The sequence below is a fragment of the Streptomyces sp. ERV7 genome, from assembly GCF_001653515.1.
Taxonomy (GTDB): Bacteria; Actinomycetota; Actinomycetes; order Streptomycetales; family Streptomycetaceae; genus Streptomyces.
This window is the reverse complement of the sequence record NZ_LYOY01000051.1, coordinates 1236792-1253228: the sequence shown is the minus strand read 5'-3', so window position 1 is coordinate 1253228 and position 16437 is coordinate 1236792. Positions and strand designations below refer to the sequence as shown.

General features: G+C 73.7%; 15 protein-coding genes. 5 read left to right on the top strand and 10 right to left on the bottom strand.

All coding sequences use genetic code 11. The annotated features are described in order from the left end of the window. The first annotated feature begins 152 nt into the window (after positions 1 to 152). Positions 153 to 746 (top strand): isopentenyl-diphosphate Delta-isomerase, encoded by a 594-nt coding sequence (gene idi / locus A8W25_RS28475; protein WP_067166656.1) that lies wholly within the window; start codon positions 153 to 155, stop codon positions 744 to 746. On the opposite strand, the gene A8W25_RS28470 is transcribed toward idi, so the two are convergent. Both A8W25_RS28470 and A8W25_RS28465 read right to left on the bottom strand, forming a co-directional pair. Next, positions 721 to 1221 (bottom strand): ATP-binding protein, encoded by a 501-nt coding sequence (locus tag A8W25_RS28470; protein ID WP_067166655.1) that lies wholly within the window; start codon positions 1219 to 1221, stop codon positions 721 to 723. The two genes, idi and A8W25_RS28470, sit on opposite strands and share 26 nt — an antisense overlap. Positions 1222 to 1353: 132 nt before the next feature. After that, a complete protein-coding gene (locus A8W25_RS28465; RefSeq protein WP_067166654.1) occupies positions 1354 to 2022 on the bottom strand; it encodes an HdeD family acid-resistance protein in 669 nt (222 codons plus the stop codon). A gap of 75 nt (positions 2023 to 2097) precedes the next feature. Here A8W25_RS28465 and A8W25_RS28460 point away from each other — a divergent pair, with 75 nt between their 5' ends. Further along, positions 2098 to 2853 (top strand): enoyl-CoA hydratase/isomerase family protein, encoded by a 756-nt coding sequence (locus A8W25_RS28460; RefSeq protein WP_067166653.1) that lies wholly within the window; start codon positions 2098 to 2100, stop codon positions 2851 to 2853. Between the two features lie 6 nt (positions 2854 to 2859). Here the strand turns inward: A8W25_RS28460 and A8W25_RS28455 are convergent, their stop codons facing one another. Both A8W25_RS28455 and A8W25_RS28450 read right to left on the bottom strand, forming a co-directional pair. Further along, entirely contained in the window at positions 2860 to 3498 is a 639-nt protein-coding gene (locus A8W25_RS28455) for a DJ-1/PfpI family protein (RefSeq protein ID WP_067166651.1), read from the bottom strand. Positions 3499 to 3530: 32 nt separating this feature from the next. Further along, entirely contained in the window at positions 3531 to 4493 is a 963-nt protein-coding gene (locus A8W25_RS28450) for a GlxA family transcriptional regulator (RefSeq protein ID WP_067166648.1), read from the bottom strand. 117 nt (positions 4494 to 4610) lie between these two features. Here A8W25_RS28450 and A8W25_RS28445 point away from each other — a divergent pair, with 117 nt between their 5' ends. Together A8W25_RS28445 and A8W25_RS28440 are read left to right on the top strand one after the other, a co-directional pair. Beyond that, on the top strand, positions 4611 to 5474 hold the full coding sequence (locus tag A8W25_RS28445; RefSeq protein WP_067166647.1) for an SCO6745 family protein: 864 nt from the start codon (positions 4611 to 4613) through the stop codon (positions 5472 to 5474). 28 nt (positions 5475 to 5502) lie between these two features. After that, positions 5503 to 7896 carry a Tex family protein gene (locus A8W25_RS28440; protein ID WP_199831847.1) on the top strand — a complete coding sequence of 798 codons (2394 nt, stop codon included), beginning with the start codon at positions 5503 to 5505 and terminating at the stop codon, positions 7894 to 7896. 86 nt (positions 7897 to 7982) lie between these two features. Here the strand turns inward: A8W25_RS28440 and A8W25_RS28435 are convergent, their stop codons facing one another. The 6 genes from A8W25_RS28435 to A8W25_RS28410 form a co-directional block, all read right to left on the bottom strand. Further along, positions 7983 to 9311 (bottom strand): glycosyltransferase family 2 protein, encoded by a 1329-nt coding sequence (locus A8W25_RS28435; protein ID WP_067166645.1) that lies wholly within the window; start codon positions 9309 to 9311, stop codon positions 7983 to 7985. A 202-nt stretch (positions 9312 to 9513) separates the two neighbouring features. Then, complete coding sequence (gene wecB, locus A8W25_RS28430) at positions 9514 to 10659, bottom strand: non-hydrolyzing UDP-N-acetylglucosamine 2-epimerase (protein WP_067166641.1); 1146 nt, start codon at positions 10657 to 10659, stop codon at positions 9514 to 9516. A gap of 136 nt (positions 10660 to 10795) precedes the next feature. Then, positions 10796 to 11488: a response regulator transcription factor gene (locus A8W25_RS28425; protein WP_067166638.1), complete on the bottom strand. Its 693-nt coding sequence runs from the start codon at positions 11486 to 11488 to the stop codon at positions 10796 to 10798. Then, positions 11485 to 12618 (bottom strand): PAS domain-containing sensor histidine kinase, encoded by a 1134-nt coding sequence (locus A8W25_RS28420; protein ID WP_067166637.1) that lies wholly within the window; start codon positions 12616 to 12618, stop codon positions 11485 to 11487. The genes A8W25_RS28425 and A8W25_RS28420 overlap by 4 nt, the downstream gene beginning before the upstream one ends. Before the next feature lie 51 nt (positions 12619 to 12669). Further along, positions 12670 to 14307, bottom strand: a complete 1638-nt coding sequence (locus A8W25_RS28415) for an ABC-F family ATP-binding cassette domain-containing protein (RefSeq protein ID WP_067166632.1) — start codon at positions 14305 to 14307, stop codon at positions 12670 to 12672. Between the two features lie 115 nt (positions 14308 to 14422). Continuing rightward, positions 14423 to 15439 (bottom strand): oxidoreductase, encoded by a 1017-nt coding sequence (locus A8W25_RS28410; protein ID WP_067166627.1) that lies wholly within the window; start codon positions 15437 to 15439, stop codon positions 14423 to 14425. A gap of 65 nt (positions 15440 to 15504) precedes the next feature. On the opposite strand from A8W25_RS28410, the gene A8W25_RS28405 reads away from it, so the two are divergent. Further along, positions 15505 to 16437: an FAD-dependent oxidoreductase gene (locus tag A8W25_RS28405; RefSeq protein ID WP_199831846.1), complete on the top strand. Its 933-nt coding sequence runs from the start codon at positions 15505 to 15507 to the stop codon at positions 16435 to 16437.

Here is a 16437-nt window from a genome sequence, read left to right as displayed (position 1 = left end):
CGATGATTCCGGGCCGGTGAGGCTGGGCACGATCCCTGCTTCGGTGGTGTCGCGCACCCGACGCATTACGGACATGCGCCGCCCGTCGAAGTGCGGACACGCCGCTTTTGTACGGCAGACTTGGCAGCCGAGGACCGAAGCGAAGGATGGTTATGCCGACCACACCAGCCACTACGGCGAACAGCTCGTCGAACGGGACCGCCGAAGAGATCTTGCTCGAACTGGTCGACGAGAGCGGCAATACCATCGGCACCGCGGAGAAGCTCTCCGCCCACCAGGCCCCCGGCAGACTGCACCGGGCGTTCTCCGTCTTCCTCTTCGACCCGGCGGGCAAGCTGCTGCTCCAGCGCCGCGCGCTCGGCAAGTACCACTCCCCCGGCGTCTGGTCCAACACCTGCTGCGGGCACCCCTACCCCGGCGAGTCCCCCTTCGCGGCCGCCGCCCGGCGCACCTACGAGGAGCTGGGCGTCTCGCCCTCGCTGCTCGCCGAGGCGGGCACGGTCCGCTACAACCACCCGGACCCGGACTCGGGCCTGGTGGAGCAGGAGTACAACCACCTCTTCGTCGGTCTGGTGCAGTCGCCGGTGCGGCCGGACCCGGAGGAGGTCTACGAGACCGCCTTCGTCTCGCCGCAGGAGCTGACCGCGCTGCACGAGCGGGCCACCTTCTCCGCGTGGTTCATGACGGTCCTGGACGCGGCCCGGCCCGCGGTCAGAGAGCTCACAGGGCCTGCCGCGGGCTGGTGACCGCGCCGGAGACCGGGGCCAGCGGCAGGGCCACCCAGATGATCTTGCCGCCGCTCGCGGTCTGCTCGACGTCGCAGGCCCCGCCCGCCTCACAGGTGATCTCCCGTACCAGCAGCAGCCCGCGCCCGCCGGTCTGCGCGTAGTCGGTCTCCAGCGCCTTGGGGCGGTAGGGGTGGTTGTCCTCCACCGAGACCCGGATCCACTCGGCGCCGATGGCGACCTCCACGGCCACCTGCGGGGAGAGCAGGGCCGCGTGCTTGACCGCGTTGGTCACCAGCTCGGAGACGATCAGGAGCAGGCCCTGGACGAGGTCGTCGTGGACCGGCACGCCCTGCCGGCGGAGCAGGTCGCGTACGGCGTGCCGGGCCTGTGGGACCGAGGCGTCCACCGCGGGGGCGGTGAAGCGCCAGACTCCCTCGTACGGGAACGGCCTGGCCGGCGCGGCGTCGGGTGGCACGCTCCCGCGGATCTCCATGTTCCGGCACCACCCTCGCACTCGGCTGTCAGGCTCTTGGTAACGAGAGTGGGGAGTGGGATGGTCCGGACCGGGCGACTGAACAGAAGTCAGCGCGTATCGACGCCTTCTGATCACAATCGTCCGCCGATGTCACTTCGCCAGACGCCCCTGATCGCTATCTGACGGCTTTGCCACGGCTTGCGGGGGTGTCTGCGGTACGGTTTCGGCCTCCCGGAGGTCGTTCTCCGCCGCCGCCTCCGTGACCAGGCCCACGATGCGCCGCCCGCCGACGCCCAGCGCGATCAGGCCGAGGCCGTCGAAGAGCAGGCCGAGCGAGAAGAAGCAGCCGATCACATAGCGGCTGCTGCTCGGCCAGCTCGCCAGCACCAGCACCCCGAGCAGCACGCCGAAGGCGCCCTGCACCAGCGTCCAGCCCATCTGCGGCCCGCGCACCACCACGCTTCCCGCGAGCCGGAACACCCCGCCGGTGAGGAAGAGCAGCGCGGCGAACATCGTCAGCGCCTCGGCCGAGCCCTCGGGACGGCGGATGACCACCACACCGGCCGCGATGTTCAGGGCCGCGACCACCACGCCGAGCCAGAAGAAGTTGGCGCCGCGCGACTGGATCGCGTGCGCGAGACCGACCACACCGCCCACCAGCAGCAGCCAGCCGAACAGGAGCATCGAGGTGAGGGTCGCCACGCCTGTGTAGACGAGACCGACCAGGCCCGCGAGCGCGAGGACCGCGCCGAGGACGGTCAGCCGTCCGAAACTGCGCCGGAGCTTCCTGCTGTCGCGTGCGGACGCGGGTGCGGCCATCAGCGTCTCCCAGTGGTCTCGCCGGTCGGCCCCCTCTTGATCATAGGAGCGGCCCGCCCGGATAGCATCCGGCGCATGGAGCCGCAGCTGGAGCACACCGTGGCGGACGGGGTGGCCACCGTCGTCATCAGCAACCCCGCCAAGCGCAACGCGATGACGGCCGGGATGTGGCGGGCGCTGCCGCCGCTGCTGGACGAGCTGGCCGCCGACCGGGGCGTACGGGCCCTGGTGCTGACCGGCGCCGGGCCGACGTTCTGTGCGGGCGCCGACATCTCCTCGCTGCGCGCGCCCGGGCCGGGCGAGGACCCCCAGGCGCTCGCGGTGGCGGCCGAGGAGGCGCTCGCCGCCTTCCCCAAGCCGACGCTGGCCGCCGTGCGCGGCTACTGCGTAGGCGGCGGCTGCCAGCTCGCGGCCGCCTGTGACCTGCGCTTCGCGGAGGAGGGCGCCTCGTTCGGGATCACGCCCGCCAAGCTGGGGATCGTCTACGCCTCCTCCTCCACCCGGCGCCTGACCGCCCTGGTGGGGCCGTCGACCGCCAAGTACCTGCTGTTCTCGGCCGAGTTGATCGACTCGGCGCGGGCGCTGCGGACCGGCCTGGTGGACGAGGTGCTCCCGGCCGGTGAACTGGACAAGCGGGTCGCCGAGTTCACCCGGGTCCTCACCACCCGCTCCCAGCTGACCCAGGCGGCGGCCAAGGAGTTCGCCGACGGCCGCACCGACCGGGACGCGCACTGGGGGGAGCAGGCGCGCGGCAGCGGCGACACCGCCGAGGGCGTCGCCGCGTTCCTGGAGCGCAGGACCCCGCGCTTCGGCTGGACCGCGTCGGGCTGACCCGGGCTAGTCGCTCACGACGGGGTGGCCCCCGGACCTCAGCCGGGCCACCAGCTCGGCCGGGGCCTTGCTGGTGGAGCCCGCGTCGTAGGGCGGCTGCGGGTCGTACTCCGTCAGCAGCTGCACGGCCTGCGCGAACTCGTCGCCCGCGAGGCGGCCGACCAGGGTGAGCCCCATGTCGATGCCGGAGGAGACCCCGGCGGCGGTGAGGTACTTGCCGTCGGTGACCACCCGCTCGCCGGTCGGCTCGGCGCCCAGCGCGGCCAGGGCGTCGTAGCCGAGCCAGTGCGTGGTGGCGCGCCGGCCCTTCAGCAGCCCGGCCGCCGCCAGCAGCATCGAGCCGGTGCACACCGACGTCGTCCAGGTGGTGGTGGCGTCGACGGCGCGCAGCCAGCCGGTCAGGGCCTCGTTGCCGAGGGCCTCCCGGGTGCCGGGGCCGCCCGGGACGACCACGACGTCCGGGGTGCGCACCTCGTCGAGGCTCTTCTGCGCCACGACGTGCAGACCGCCCCTGTCGTTGATCACGGGCCCGGCCTGCTCGGCGACGAAGACCGTCTCGGTGTCGGGAAGGCGGCAGAGCATCTCGTACGGGCCGATGGCGTCCAGGGCGGTGAAGCGGTCGTAGAGCAGGATGGCGATCTGCATCGGGTTCCTCTCGGGGTGGTGCGGACGGTGGGTCAGCCGGCGGGGTGGAACCGGCGCCGGTACTCGGTGGGAGGCGTTCCCAGGGACTTGAGGAAGGCACGGCGCATGGCTTCCGGGGTGCCGTAGCCGCAGGCGCGGGAGATCTCCTCGACTCCGTCGGCGGTGTCCTCCAGCAGACGCCGGGCGTGTTCGACGCGGACGCGCTCGACATAGCGGCCGGGCGTGGTGCCGGTCTCGGCCTGGAAGGCGCGGGCGAAGTGGCGCGGCGAGAGCCGGGCGCGGGCCGCCAGCGCCTCCACCGAGAGGTCCCCGCCGGGGTGCTCGGTGATCCAGTGCTGGACCTCGCGCAGCGGCTCGCGCTGAGCGGTCTGGGCCGAGAGCTGGGCGCTGAACTGGGCCTGGTTGCCCGGGCGGCGCAGGAACACCACCAGGTGCCGGGCCACGGTGAGCGCGGCCTCGCGCCCCAGGTCCTCCTCGACGAGCGCGAGCGAGAGGTCGATGCCGGCCGTCACGCCCGCCGAGGTAGCCACGTTCCCGTCGCGTACGTAGATGGGGTCGGGCTCGACGGTGACCTTCGGGTGCCGGCGCGCCAGGGACTCGCAGTACGCCCAGTGGGTGGTCGCGCGGCGCCCGTCGAGGAGCCCGGCCGCCGCGAGGAGCTCGGCCCCGGTGCAGACCGAGACCAGCCGCTCGGCCCGGGGCCCGTGCTCGCGCAGCCAGCCGATCAGGGCCGGGTCCGGGGCGCGGGTGCCGCGGCCTCCCGGCACCAGCAGGGTGTGCGGCCCGGGCGCCCGCACCAGTGCGAAGTCGGGGACCAGGACGAGCCCGCTGGAGCTGCGGACCGGGCCGCCGTCCAGCGAGGCGGTGCGGACGCGGTACTCCTCGCCGACCGCCTCGGCGAGCTGGCCGGCTCCGGTGAAGACCTCCATGGGGCCGGTGACGTCCAGGCTCTGGACGCCCTCGAAGAGGACGATGAGGACGGTTCGCTGTGCCATGTCCACGATTCTTCGGGGCGCCCGCGGTGTCCGCAATGACGAGCACCCCACCTTTCCTGCCATGGCGCGTCCGTCCCGGGGCTTCACGCCGTACCGACCAGTCGGTAACCTGCGGGTATGACGTCTCTCCCGCCGCGCGCCGGCCGCCGCTGCCACAACTCCGTCAACCCGTTGCACTCGACCGTCTACTTCTCCCCCGACTACACCGAGGAGCTCAAGGCGCTCGGCGTCGAGGACGAGCGGGCCGCCTACTTCGCCGGGCGCGCCGCCGCGTTCGGCGCGGTCGGCCCCGGCACGATCACCGCCACGTTCTACAACTTCAACCACGAGCTGGTCGCCCGGCACGTGCCCGCCGTCTGGGACATCGTCTCCCCCGAGGCGGTCCTCGACGCCCGGCTGCGGGCCGCCGACCGCACCCTGCGGCGACTGCTCGGCGACGCCGCCGTGGCCTCGCCGGAGATGGCCGAGGCGGCCCGGCTCGCGCTGCGGGCCACCGAGGGCTGCACCCGGCACGCCCGGCCGCTGTACGCCGCCCACGCCGACCTGCCGGTGCCCGAGGAGCCGCACCTGGCGTACTGGCACGCGGCGACGCTGCTGCGCGAGCACCGGGGCGACGGCCACCTCATGGCGCTGCTCGACGCCGGCCTCGACCCGCTGGAGGCGCTGGTCAGCCACACCGCCACCGGCAAGGGCATGGCGCCGCGCTGGGTCCTGGGCTCGCGCGGCTGGCGGCGCGCGGACTGGGAGGCGGCCTCCGCACGGCTGCGGGAGCGCGGGATCCTGGACGCCGAGGGCGAGTTGACCGAGGCGGGCACCGCCCTGCGCGCCGAGGTCGAGGACCGCACCGACCGGCTCGACCTCGCCCCGTACGAACTGCTCGGTGCGGAGGGCGTGGACCGGCTGACCGAATTGGCCCGGGGCTTCCTGATGGCGGCGGTGGCGGCGGGCGCCTTCCCGGCCGACCTCACCGGCAAGGCCTGACCGCCGGTTGTCGGTGCCGCCTGCCACAATGGCGCCTTCAGGCTCTGCGAGAAGGCGGTACGGGATCGTGACGACGTCCATCGAAGGCAGGATCGCCGAGGAACTCGGCGTACGGGAGCGGCAGGTGAAGGCCGCCGTCGAGCTGCTCGACGGCGGGTCGACCGTGCCGTTCATCGCGCGCTACCGCAAGGAAGCGACCGAGATGCTCGACGACGCCCAGCTGCGCACCCTGGAGGAGCGGCTGCGGTATCTGCGCGAGCTGGAGGACCGCCGCACGGCGGTCCTCGACTCCGTACGCGAGCAGGGCAAGCTCACCGAGGAGCTGGAGCGGCAGATCCGCGCCGCCGACACCAAGGCGCGCCTTGAGGACATCTATCTGCCCTTCAAGCCCAAGCGGCGCACCAAGGCGCAGATCGCGCGCGAGGCGGGCCTGGAGCCGCTGGCGCAGGGGCTGCTCACCGACCCGTCGGTGGAGCCCCTCGCCGCCGCGGCCGCGTTCGTCGACGCGGACAAGGGCGTCGCCGATCCGGCGGCGGCCCTGGAGGGCGCCCGCGCCATCCTCACCGAGCGGTTCTCGGAGGACGCCGACCTGATCGGCGAGGCGCGCGAGCGGATGTGGACCAAGGGCCGCCTCGCGGCGAAGGTGCGCGAGGGCAAGGAGGAGGCGGGCGCCAAGTTCGCCGACTACTTCGACTTCGCCGAGCCGTTCACCGCGCTCCCCTCGCACCGGGCCCTGGCGATGCTGCGCGGCGAGAAGGAGGACGTCCTCGACCTCGTCCTGGAGCCCGAGGGCTCCCCGGAGGAGGCGGCCGCCCCCGGCCCCTCGGCGTACGAGAACATGGTGGCGCGCCGCTTCGGCATCGCGGACCGGGGCCGCCCGGGCGACAAGTGGCTGGCGGACACCGTCCGTTGGGCCTGGCGCACCCGGATCCTGGTCCACCTCGGCATCGACCTGCGGCTGCGGCTGCGCACGGCCGCCGAGGACGAGGCGGTGCGGGTCTTCGCGTCGAACCTGCGCGACCTGCTGCTCGCCGCCCCGGCCGGCACGCGCGCGACCCTCGGGCTCGACCCCGGGTTCCGTACGGGCGTGAAGGTCGCCGTCGTGGACGCCACGGGCAAGGTCGTCGCGACGGACGTGATCTACCCGCACGTCCCGGCGAACAAGTGGGACCAGGCGCTCGCCAAGCTGGCGGCGCTCGCCAAGGAGCACGCGGTCGAGTTGGTCGCCATCGGCAACGGCACGGCGTCCCGCGAGACCGACAAGCTGGCCGGTGAACTGATCACCAAGCACCCCGAGTTGAAGCTCACCAAGGTGATGGTCTCCGAGGCGGGCGCTTCGGTGTACTCGGCGTCGGCGTTCGCCTCGCAGGAGCTGCCGGACATGGACGTGTCGCTGCGCGGCGCGGTCTCCATCGCCCGCCGCCTCCAGGACCCGCTCGCCGAGCTGGTGAAGATCGACCCCAAGTCGATCGGCGTCGGCCAGTACCAGCACGACCTCTCCGAGGTGAAGCTCTCGCGCTCCCTCGACGCGGTCGTGGAGGACTGTGTGAACGGGGTGGGGGTGGACGTCAACACCGCGTCCGCGCCGCTGCTCTCGCGCGTCTCCGGCATCGGTGCCGGACTCGCCGAGAACATCGTGGCGCACCGCGACGCCAACGGCCCCTTCCGCTCCCGCAAGGCGCTCAAGGACGTGGCACGCCTTGGCCCGAAGGCGTACGAGCAGTGCGCGGGCTTCCTGCGGATCCGCGGCGGCGACGACCCGCTGGACTCGTCGAGTGTGCACCCCGAGGCGTATCCGGTGGTGCGGCGGATGGTGAAGACGGCGGGCAGCGAGGTCGCGGCGCTGGTCGGCAACACGTCGGTGCTGCGGTCGCTGCGGCCGGACGACTTCGTGGACGAGACCTTCGGTCTGCCGACGGTCACCGACATCCTGCGCGAGCTGGAGAAGCCGGGGCGCGACCCGCGGCCCGCCTTCAAGACGGCGACCTTCAAGGAGGGCGTCGAGAAGATCGGCGACCTGGAGCCCGGGATGGTCCTGGAGGGCGTGGTCACGAACGTGGCGGCGTTCGGCGCGTTCATCGACGTCGGCGTGCACCAGGACGGGCTGGCGCATGTCTCGGCGCTGTCGAACAAGTTCGTGAAGGACCCGCGCGAGGTGGTCAAGCCGGGCGACATCGTCAAGGTGAAGGTCATGGACGTCGATGTGCCGCGCAAGCGGATCTCGCTGACGCTGCGGCTGGACGACGACACCTCGGGCGGTGGGCCGAAGCGGGAGGGGCGGCCGCCTCAGCAGCGCCAGCAGCAGCGGGGCGGTGGCGACCGCAATCGTGGTGGCCGCCAGTCGCCGCCGCCCCCGGCGAACGGGGCGATGGCGGACGCCCTGCGCAAGGCGGGACTGCTGGACCCGAAGGGTCGCCGGTGACCGCCTGCGTGCGGTGACTTCGGCCGCGGGTCCGCTGTGGCTGGTCGCACCGTTCCCCGCGCCCCTCTGGGGCGCGGGGGCATGGGTTACGCCTCCAGGGCCACCGGGCCCGTCGTGAGGGGTTCCGCGTTGCGGCGGGTCTTGGCCCAGCCGTTGCGGCCTCGGGCCATGCGGACGAAGGCGCGGGCCGAGACGATGAACAGGTGGTACGCGTACAGCCACAGCGCCACCCCCCACAGCACCGCCGTCAGCCGGGACGCGTCCGGGGCGTGGTCGCGCCGGTACACCGGCCCCCACAGCACGAACGGGCAGATGGCCAGGGCCGCGAGCACCAGCGTGAGCGGCCACAGGACGAGCGAGCCGACTCCGCCCAGGACCAGCATCGCCACGCTCAGCGCGAGCGTCAGCAGATGCGCGACCGGCTGGCAGAAGGTGTACAGCGTCTCCAGCACGCCCCGGCCGCTGTAGTGGCGGGACGAGACTATGCGCGGGGCGTAGCGCACGCACTGGAAGTTGCCCTGCGCCCAGCGGGTGCGCTGGGTGAGCAGCCGGCGGGCGTGCGGCAGGCCCTCCTGGGAGACCCAGGTGTCGGCCATGTGCGTGATGCGGAAGCCCGCGAGGATCATGTGGAGGCCGAGCTCGTAGTCCTCCAGGAGCGCGCCGCGCTGCCACGGGCGGCGCTCGGCGTCCGCGATCCGGTCGAGCGCGGAGAGCCGGGTGAACTGGCCGTTGCCGCCCAGGCCGACCGAGCCGGTACGGCCGCGCAGCAGCTGCATCCCGGCGTTGGAGACGGCGAACTCCATGTCCTGGACGCGGACCAGGAGCCGCGCGAACGCGTTGGCGAGACGGCCGCGCTCGGGCAGCGGGCGCGGGTCGTCCACGTTCCGCATCCGCACGCTGACCTGCACCCCGCCGACCTCCGGGTCCCCGAACGCGGTCGGGCCCGAGACCACGTCCAGGGCGCGCGGGTCGAGCCGCCCGTCGGCGTCCACGACGCACACCACGACCCGGTCGCGGTCGGCGCCCCGCGAAAGGAACTCCCCGAGCTGGTCGTACGCGGCGTTCAGCGCGTCGCCCTTGCCGGTACGGGCCTCGGGGCGCACCCGGCGTACGAGGTGGACCCGGCGGTCGTCCTCCGCGAGCGCGGCGACGATCAGCCCGGTCCGGTCGTCGCTGTCGTCGTCGACGACCCACACGTGCGCGGCCGGGAAGTCGGCGCGCAGCTGCCCGACGGTGGCCCCGACGACGGCCTCCTCGTCCCGGCACGGCACGAAGAAGTGCCAGTCGAGGGCGGCGGGGTCACCGGCCTCGGCCTGCGGCCGACGCAGATAGGCGTGCCGGGCCCCGGCCCAGTAGAGCAGGAAGCAGGCGAGGAGGAGGAAGGGGAAGAGGAGGATGAGCAGGCTGTCGAGCATGCGGCTTTCCGGTGGTTCGGTGAGGTGAGGAAGTGGGGGGCGCAGCCCCCTGAAGGGGCGCGGGGAACGGCGCGACCAGCCGACGACGGCCCGCGGGCAAGGCACGAGCGCGCCCGCCGGCGCGCTTGCGCTCCGGGCGTCGCAGGCCCCCGCTGGGAAGTGGGTGGCCGGTCGGCGACGGCCCGCGGACGGACGACCGCGGCTACGCCGCCGCGTACAAGGCGGGCCCTGCGAGGGACCCGCTGGGCGCGGCCAGATCCGCCAGCAGCTCCACGATCCGTCGCGACGCGAGACCGTCCCCGAACGGGCTCGGCAGCGCCGCGAGCCGTGCGCGGCCTGCGGGCCCCAGGGCCAGCCCGTCCCGCGCGGCGCGCCCGAGCTCGGGTCCCGGCGCCACCAGCGTGGCGAAGTCGGCCATCGCCTCCGGCCGCTCCGTGGAGTTGCGGACGACCACCAGCGGGCGGCCGAGCACGGTGACCTCTTCCTGGACGCCCCCGGAGTCGGAGACGAGCAGCGCCGCGTGCCGCGCCAGGGCGAGGAACTCGCGGTAGCCGAGCGGCCGGGTCACCCGCAGCGTCCCGAGCAGCTCGGCCGGCCCCGCCGCCTCGATACGGGCCCGGGTGCGCGGATGCAGCGGAAGGACCACCGGCAGGTCGGCCGCGAGCGCGGCCAGCTCGGTGAGGATCGCGCGCAGGGCGGCCGGGTCGTCGGTGTTCTCGGGGCGGTGGACCGTGGCCAGGACGAAGCCGTCGGGAGCCAGCCCGAGCTTCTCCAGGTGCGCGGAACGCTCGTCCGCGTCCGGCAGCTGGCTGTGGACCGCCTCGACCACGGTGTTGCCGGTGACCTGCACGCGCTCCGGGGCGACGCCCTCCGCCAGCAGGTTGGCGCGGTTCTCCGGGGTCGCCGCGCACAGCACGTCCGCGAGTCGGTCGATCAGGACGCGGTTGTGCTCCTCCGGCATGTTCCGGTCGTGGCTGCGCAGCCCGGCCTCGACGTGGACGAGCGGGACCGACCGGGCGTTGGCGGCGAGGGCGCCGGCGAGCGCGGCGTTGGTGTCGCCCTGGACGACCGCGGCGAGCGGCGGCCGCGCCAGGAACAGCGCGTCGAGCTGGGCCAGGGCCGCCGAGATCTGCACGGCGCGGGGGTGGCCGCCGATGCCGGTGAGGTAGGTGGGCTCGGGTATGCCGAGGTCGGTGAGGAAGCGGCCGGAGAGCTCCTCGTCGTAGTGCTGCCCCGTGTGCACGACGTGCGCGGCGGGTCCGAGCAGCCGGATCAGCTCGGTGAGCTTGACCAGCTCGGGACGGGTGCCGAGGACGACGGCGATGCTGCGGGGCGGCAGAGCGGACACGTGGACTCCAGGGACGGACCGACGGGGACGTCCCAAAAGGTCGCCTTCGTCCGTTGCCCGGACGGATAACGCTCGGTTGCCCAAAGGTTGCGGAAGCCCGTATCTCAGGAATTCGGGACTTTCGGCCCGCCCCGGATCAGGGACTTTGGTCCCCGCGATAGCGGTAGCCCATCCCCCGCACCGCCTCGATCGGGTCGGACTCCGGGCTGCCCGCCCCCTGCTGCAACTTCCGCCGCAGTCTCAGTACCGCGAACTTCACCCGGTCGCGGCCGATGCCCTGGGGGTCGTCCCAGACCTGGTCGAGGAGCTGGTCCGTGGTGACCACCCGGCCCCGGTTGCGGACCAGGAGCTGGAGCAGGCGGTACTCGATGTCGCTGAGGCGGACCTCCTCTCCGTGCCAGATCGCCGAGCGGCGCTCGGGGACCAGGCGCAGGGCCTCGTCCTGGGCGGCTCCCGCCCAGCGCGCGGGCGCGGCACGGCGCAGCAGGGCCTCGACCCGGGCCAGCAGTTCCTCGTTGCCGAAGGGCTTGGGGAGGTAGTCGTCGGCCCCGGCCCGCAGGCCCCGCACCCGGTCGCTCTCGGCGCCGCGCGCGGTGAGGAGCAGGACGGGCAGATCGGTCATGTCCCGGGTGCGCTCCAGGACCTGCCAGCCGTCGAGCCCGGGCAGCCCGATGTCGAGCAGCATCAGGTCGGGGGCGTCGGCGAAGAGGCGGCGCAGGCCGTCGCGGCCGTCGGCGGCGGCCACCACCTCGTACCCGGCCCGGGTCAGCAGCACCCGTAGCGCGGTCGCCACGTCGGGGTCGTCCTCGACGACGAGGATCCGTGTCACGGCGCCTCCCCGGGGCGCGCGGGCCCGGCGACCGGCAGGCGCAGGGTGAAGACCGCTCCCCCGCCCGGCGCGTCCGCGACGGAGAGCTCACCGCCGTGGCGGCGCACGATGTCCCGGCTGAAGGTGAGGCCGAGGCCGGTGCCGGGGAAGCCGCCGCTCTCGGCGTTGGGGGCCCGGACGAAACCGGAGAAGATCTCTTCGCGGTAGTCCTCGGGCACCCCGATGCCCGTGTCCGAGACCGCGATGCGCCAGCTGTCGTCCTCCGGCGCGGCCTCGATCGCGACCCGGCCGCCGGGCGGGGTGTACTTCGCCGCGTTCTCCAGCAGATTGGCGAGGACGTGTTCGAGCCGGTGCTCGTCGCCGTACAGCAGCGGGCCGGGCGCGCAGTCGAGGACGGTGAAGAGGCCGGCTTCGGTGAGCGCCGGCATACGGTCGTGCACGGCGTGCTCCAGCATCCGCGCGATGTCCACCTCGCCGAACTCCAGGCGCAGTCGGGGCTCGCGCATCCGGGTGGTGTCCATCAGCGTGGTGATCACGGTCGCCATCCGCAGGGCGTTGCGGCGGATGGCTTCGAGGAACTCCCGCCGGTCCGCGTCCAGCGGGCCCGACGCGGGGTCCGCAAGCAGGTCGCAGAAGCTGATGATGGAGGTCAGCGGGGTGCGCAGGTTGTGAGACGCGGAGGCGAGGAACTCGTTGCGCTGACTGGCCAGCTCCGCGAGCGCCTCGTTGTCGCGCCGCAGCGCGTGCTCACGGCGCTTGTCCTCGGTGATGTCCTCGGCGGTCCACAGCGACCCGAAGGGCCGCCCGCCGGCGTCGTGGAGCGGCTCCACGTCGCGGCGGATGACCCGGCCGTCGGTGAGGTCGATCTCGGCGGCGCGGTGGATCCGGCGGGCGGCGATCGTGTGGGTGCTCTCGACGGCCCAGGCGGGGCGGTCCGCGAAGGTGTCGCAGACCGCCTCGACGACGGGCCCCAGCGGCGCGCCGGGCTCGTACGGGACCCGCCCGGCCAGGCCGAACATCTCGACGAAACGGCGGTTGACGGCGACCACGTGCTCGTCGCCGCCTTGCACGATCGCCGCCCGGGGCAGCGCCTCCAGAACGGCCTGCAGTCGGTCGCGCTCGCGGTCCACGCGCTCACCGTACGCGCGGACCGGCCGCCGCTCACGTAACGCGGGCGCGTCCTACTGCTCGGTGACCTTGCCGTCGGCGACCTCGATGCGCCGGGTGGTGTGCACCGCGTCCAGCATCCGGCGGTCGTGGGTGACCAGGAGCAGGGTGCCGGTGTACGAGTCGAGGGCGGACTCCAGCTGCTCGATCGCGGGGAGGTCGAGGTGGTTGGTCGGCTCGTCGAGGACGAGCAGGTTGACGCCCCGGCCCTGGAGCAGCGCGAGCGCGGCCCGGGTGCGCTCGCCGGGCGAGAGCGAGGCGGCGGGGCGCAGTACGTGGTCGGCGCGCAGACCGAACTTGGCAAGCAGCGTGCGCACCTCGGCCGGCTCGGTGTCGGGGACGGCCGCGCAGAACGCTTCGAGCAGGGACTCCTCGCCGACGAAGAGCCCCCGGGCCTGGTCGACCTCGCCGACGATCACGCCGGAGCCGAGCGCGGCCTGCCCCGAGTCGAGCGTGAGGCGGCCGAGCAGGGCGGCGAGCAGGGTGGACTTGCCCGCGCCGTTGGCGCCGGTGATCGCCACGCGGTCGGCCCAGTCGATCTGGAGGGAGGCGGGGCCGAAGGTGTAGTCGCCGCGCCGGATCTCGGCCTGGTTGAGGGTGGCGACGACCGCGCCCGAGCGGGGGGCGGACGCGATCTCCATCCGCAGCTCCCACTCCTTGCGGGGCTCCTCGACGACGTCCAGGCGCTCGATCATGCGCTGCGTCTGGCGGGCCTTGGCGGCCTGCTTCTCGCTGGAGTCGCTGCGGAACTTCTTGCCCATCTTGTCGTTGTCACCCGCCTTGCGGCGGGCGTTCTTGACGCCCTTGTCCATCCAGCCGCGCTGCATCTGGGCCCGGCCCTCCAGGGCCGACTTCTTGTCCGCGTACTCGTCGTAGTCCTCGCGGGCGTGCCTGCGGGCGGTCTCCCGCTCCTCCAGATACGCCTCGTAGCCGCCGCCGTAGAGCGTGATCTGCTGCTGGGCGAGGTCGAGTTCGAGGACCTTGGTGACGGTACGGGTGAGGAACTCGCGGTCGTGGCTGATCACGACCGTGCCCGCGCGCAGGCCCTTGACGAAGGACTCCAGGCGCTCCAGACCGTCCAGGTCGAGGTCGTTGGTGGGCTCGTCGAGCAGGAAGACGTCGTAGCGCGAGAGCAGCAGCGAGGCCAGTCCCGCGCGGGCCGCCTGACCGCCGGAGAGGGCCGTCATCGGCTGGTCGAGGCCGATGGTCAGGCCGAGGGCGGCCGCCACCTCCTCGGCGCGCTCGTCCAGGTCGGCGCCGCCGAGGTCGAGCCAGCGCTCCAGGCTCTCCGCGTACGCGTCGTCGCTGCCGGGGGCTCCGTCGACCAGGGCCTGGGTGGCGGCGTCCATGGCCTCCTGGGCGGCGGCCACACCGGTGCGGCGGGCCAGGAAGGCGCGCACGGTCTCACCGGGGCGCCGGTCCGGCTCCTGCGGCAGATGCCCCACGGTCGCGCCGGGCGGGGAGAGCCGCAGCTCGCCGTCCTCCGGCGTGTCGAGTCCGGCGAGCAGGCGGAGCAGGGAGGACTTCCCCGCCCCGTTCGCCCCGACGAGGCCGATGACGTCGCCGGGGGCGACGACGAGGTCGAGCCCGGCGAAGAGCGTGCGGTCGCCGTGGCCGGCGGCGAGGTCCTTGGCGACGAGAGTGGCAGTCATGAGGACATAGATCCTACTGGGGCGTGCGGACACCCACCGACGAAATACCGGCCGGGCCCGCGCCGGGCCCTGCTCCCCGGCGGAGCGGTTCCGCACTCGGCTCCAGCGGACCGTTTCAGCGCACGACCGCCGCCGTGATCACTCCGCCGGTGGTGCGGGCCACCAGGAAGGACTCTCCGCGCAGGGCGCGCTCGTCCAGCGGGATCCGGTGCGGGCCGGGGTCGAGGACCGCGTCCAGGACCTGCTGGGTGCGGACGCGGTGCAGCCGGTCCAGGCGGTACGCGGTGAGCCGGACGCGGCAGGTCGCGCCGACCGCGAGCCGGGCCTCGTCCGGGGAGGCGGAGAGGTAGGTGAGCCGGCGCTGGGCCGGCGGGGTGCGGTCCAGGGCCTGTTCCAGCTGGGCCACCAGGAGCGGGGTGACCGGGGCCAGGCCCGTCACGTACACGGGGTGCGCGCGGGCGCGGGCGAACGCGGCGCGCACCGCCGCGCGTTCGGCCTCCGGGACCGCGCGGCCGAAGGCGACCGCCCCGTAGGCCAGCAGCTCCTCGGGGATCGCGTCGGTGACGTCGTGCGCGATGTCCGCGCCGATGCCGATCGAGCGCAGGGCCGCCGCGAGCTTGCCGAGGACGGCCGCGCGGGCCCCCACGAGCAGGACCCGGCGCCGGGGCGGCTCGTCGCAGAGCAGCCGTTCCAGGGCGGCTCTGTACTCCTCGGCACGGAAGCGGAACGGCCCTATCCCGTGGTAGCCGTTGAGCATCAGATCGGGCACGGGCTCGGTCTGCCAGGCGAAGTCCCGCCAGATGATGTCGTCGCCGCAGCGCTCGATGACGGCGGTGACCGCGCCGCACGCAAGGTCCTCGCACTCCGGGCAGGCATAGACCACGTACCGCCCGTCGGCCAGCGGCGGTGCGGTCTCCAGGAGCAGGCTGCGCACCTGGGCCCCGAGGATGGCGGGCGGCACGTCGGCCGCGAGCGGGGAGACGGCGTCCAGGTCGGCGAGTTGGAGCAGCAGCGGCCGTCCGTCGACGACGAAGTCCATGAAGTCGCGGTGCAGCTGGGGAGAACCGGCCCCCGCGACATCGCCTGCCCGCATCGCGGGGGCGAGTGAGAAGGTCGCGTACGCGGCTGACATGTCCTGAGTATTCCCCTCTGTGGCGGATCCGAGCACGGCGTCACCCATTCCGCTACCGTCCCGCCATGAGCGAGCAGATGATCGTGCTGGGTGGCGGAGTCATCGGTCTGACCACGGCGGTGGTCCTTGCGGAGTCGGGCCGGCAGGTGCGGGTGTGGAGCCGGGATCCGGTCGGGGAGACGACGTCGGCGGTGGCGGGGGCGCTGTGGTGGCCTTACCGCATCGAGCCCGCCGGGCGCGTCGGCGACTGGGCGCTGGCCTCCCTGCGGGTGTACGAGGAGCTGGCCGCCGATCCCGGGCGGACCGGGGTCCGGCTCGTCGAGGGGCTGCAGTCGGGCGTCCGGCTCGGCGAACTGGGGCCGTGGGCGGCCGAGGTGGACGGGTTGCGCGCATCGGCGCAGGGGGTGCGCGCCCGGATACCGCTGATCGACATGCCGGTGCACCTGGCCTGGCTGCGACGGCGTCTGGAGGCGGCGGGCGGGACGGTGGAGACCCGGGTGGCCGACGCCTTCCCCCAGGCACCGGTCGTGGTCAACTGCACGGGTCTGGGCGCCCGTACGCTGGTCCCCGACCCCCTGGTGCGGCCGGTGCGCGGCCAGTTGGTGGTGGTCGAGAACCCCGGGGTGAGCGAGTGGTACACCCACGTCGACCACTCCTCCAGCGACACGACGTACTTCTTCCCCCAGCCGTTCGGGCTGCTGCTCGGCGGCACCGCGACGGACGGCGACTGGGACCTCGTACCGGATCCGGCGGTCGCCGAGGCGATCGTGGCGCGGTGCGCACGGGTGCGTCCCGAGATCGCCGGGGCGCGGGTGCTGGCCCACCGGGTGGGGTTGCGTCCGGTGCGGGAGTCGGGGGTGCGGATCGAGGCGGAGACCACCGCGTCCGGCGGTCTGCTGGTGCACAACTACGGGCACGGCGGCGCCGGGGTCACCGTCGCCTGGGGGTGTGCGCGGGAGGCGGCCGCACTGGCCGCCTCCCGCACTCCCCTCCGGTGA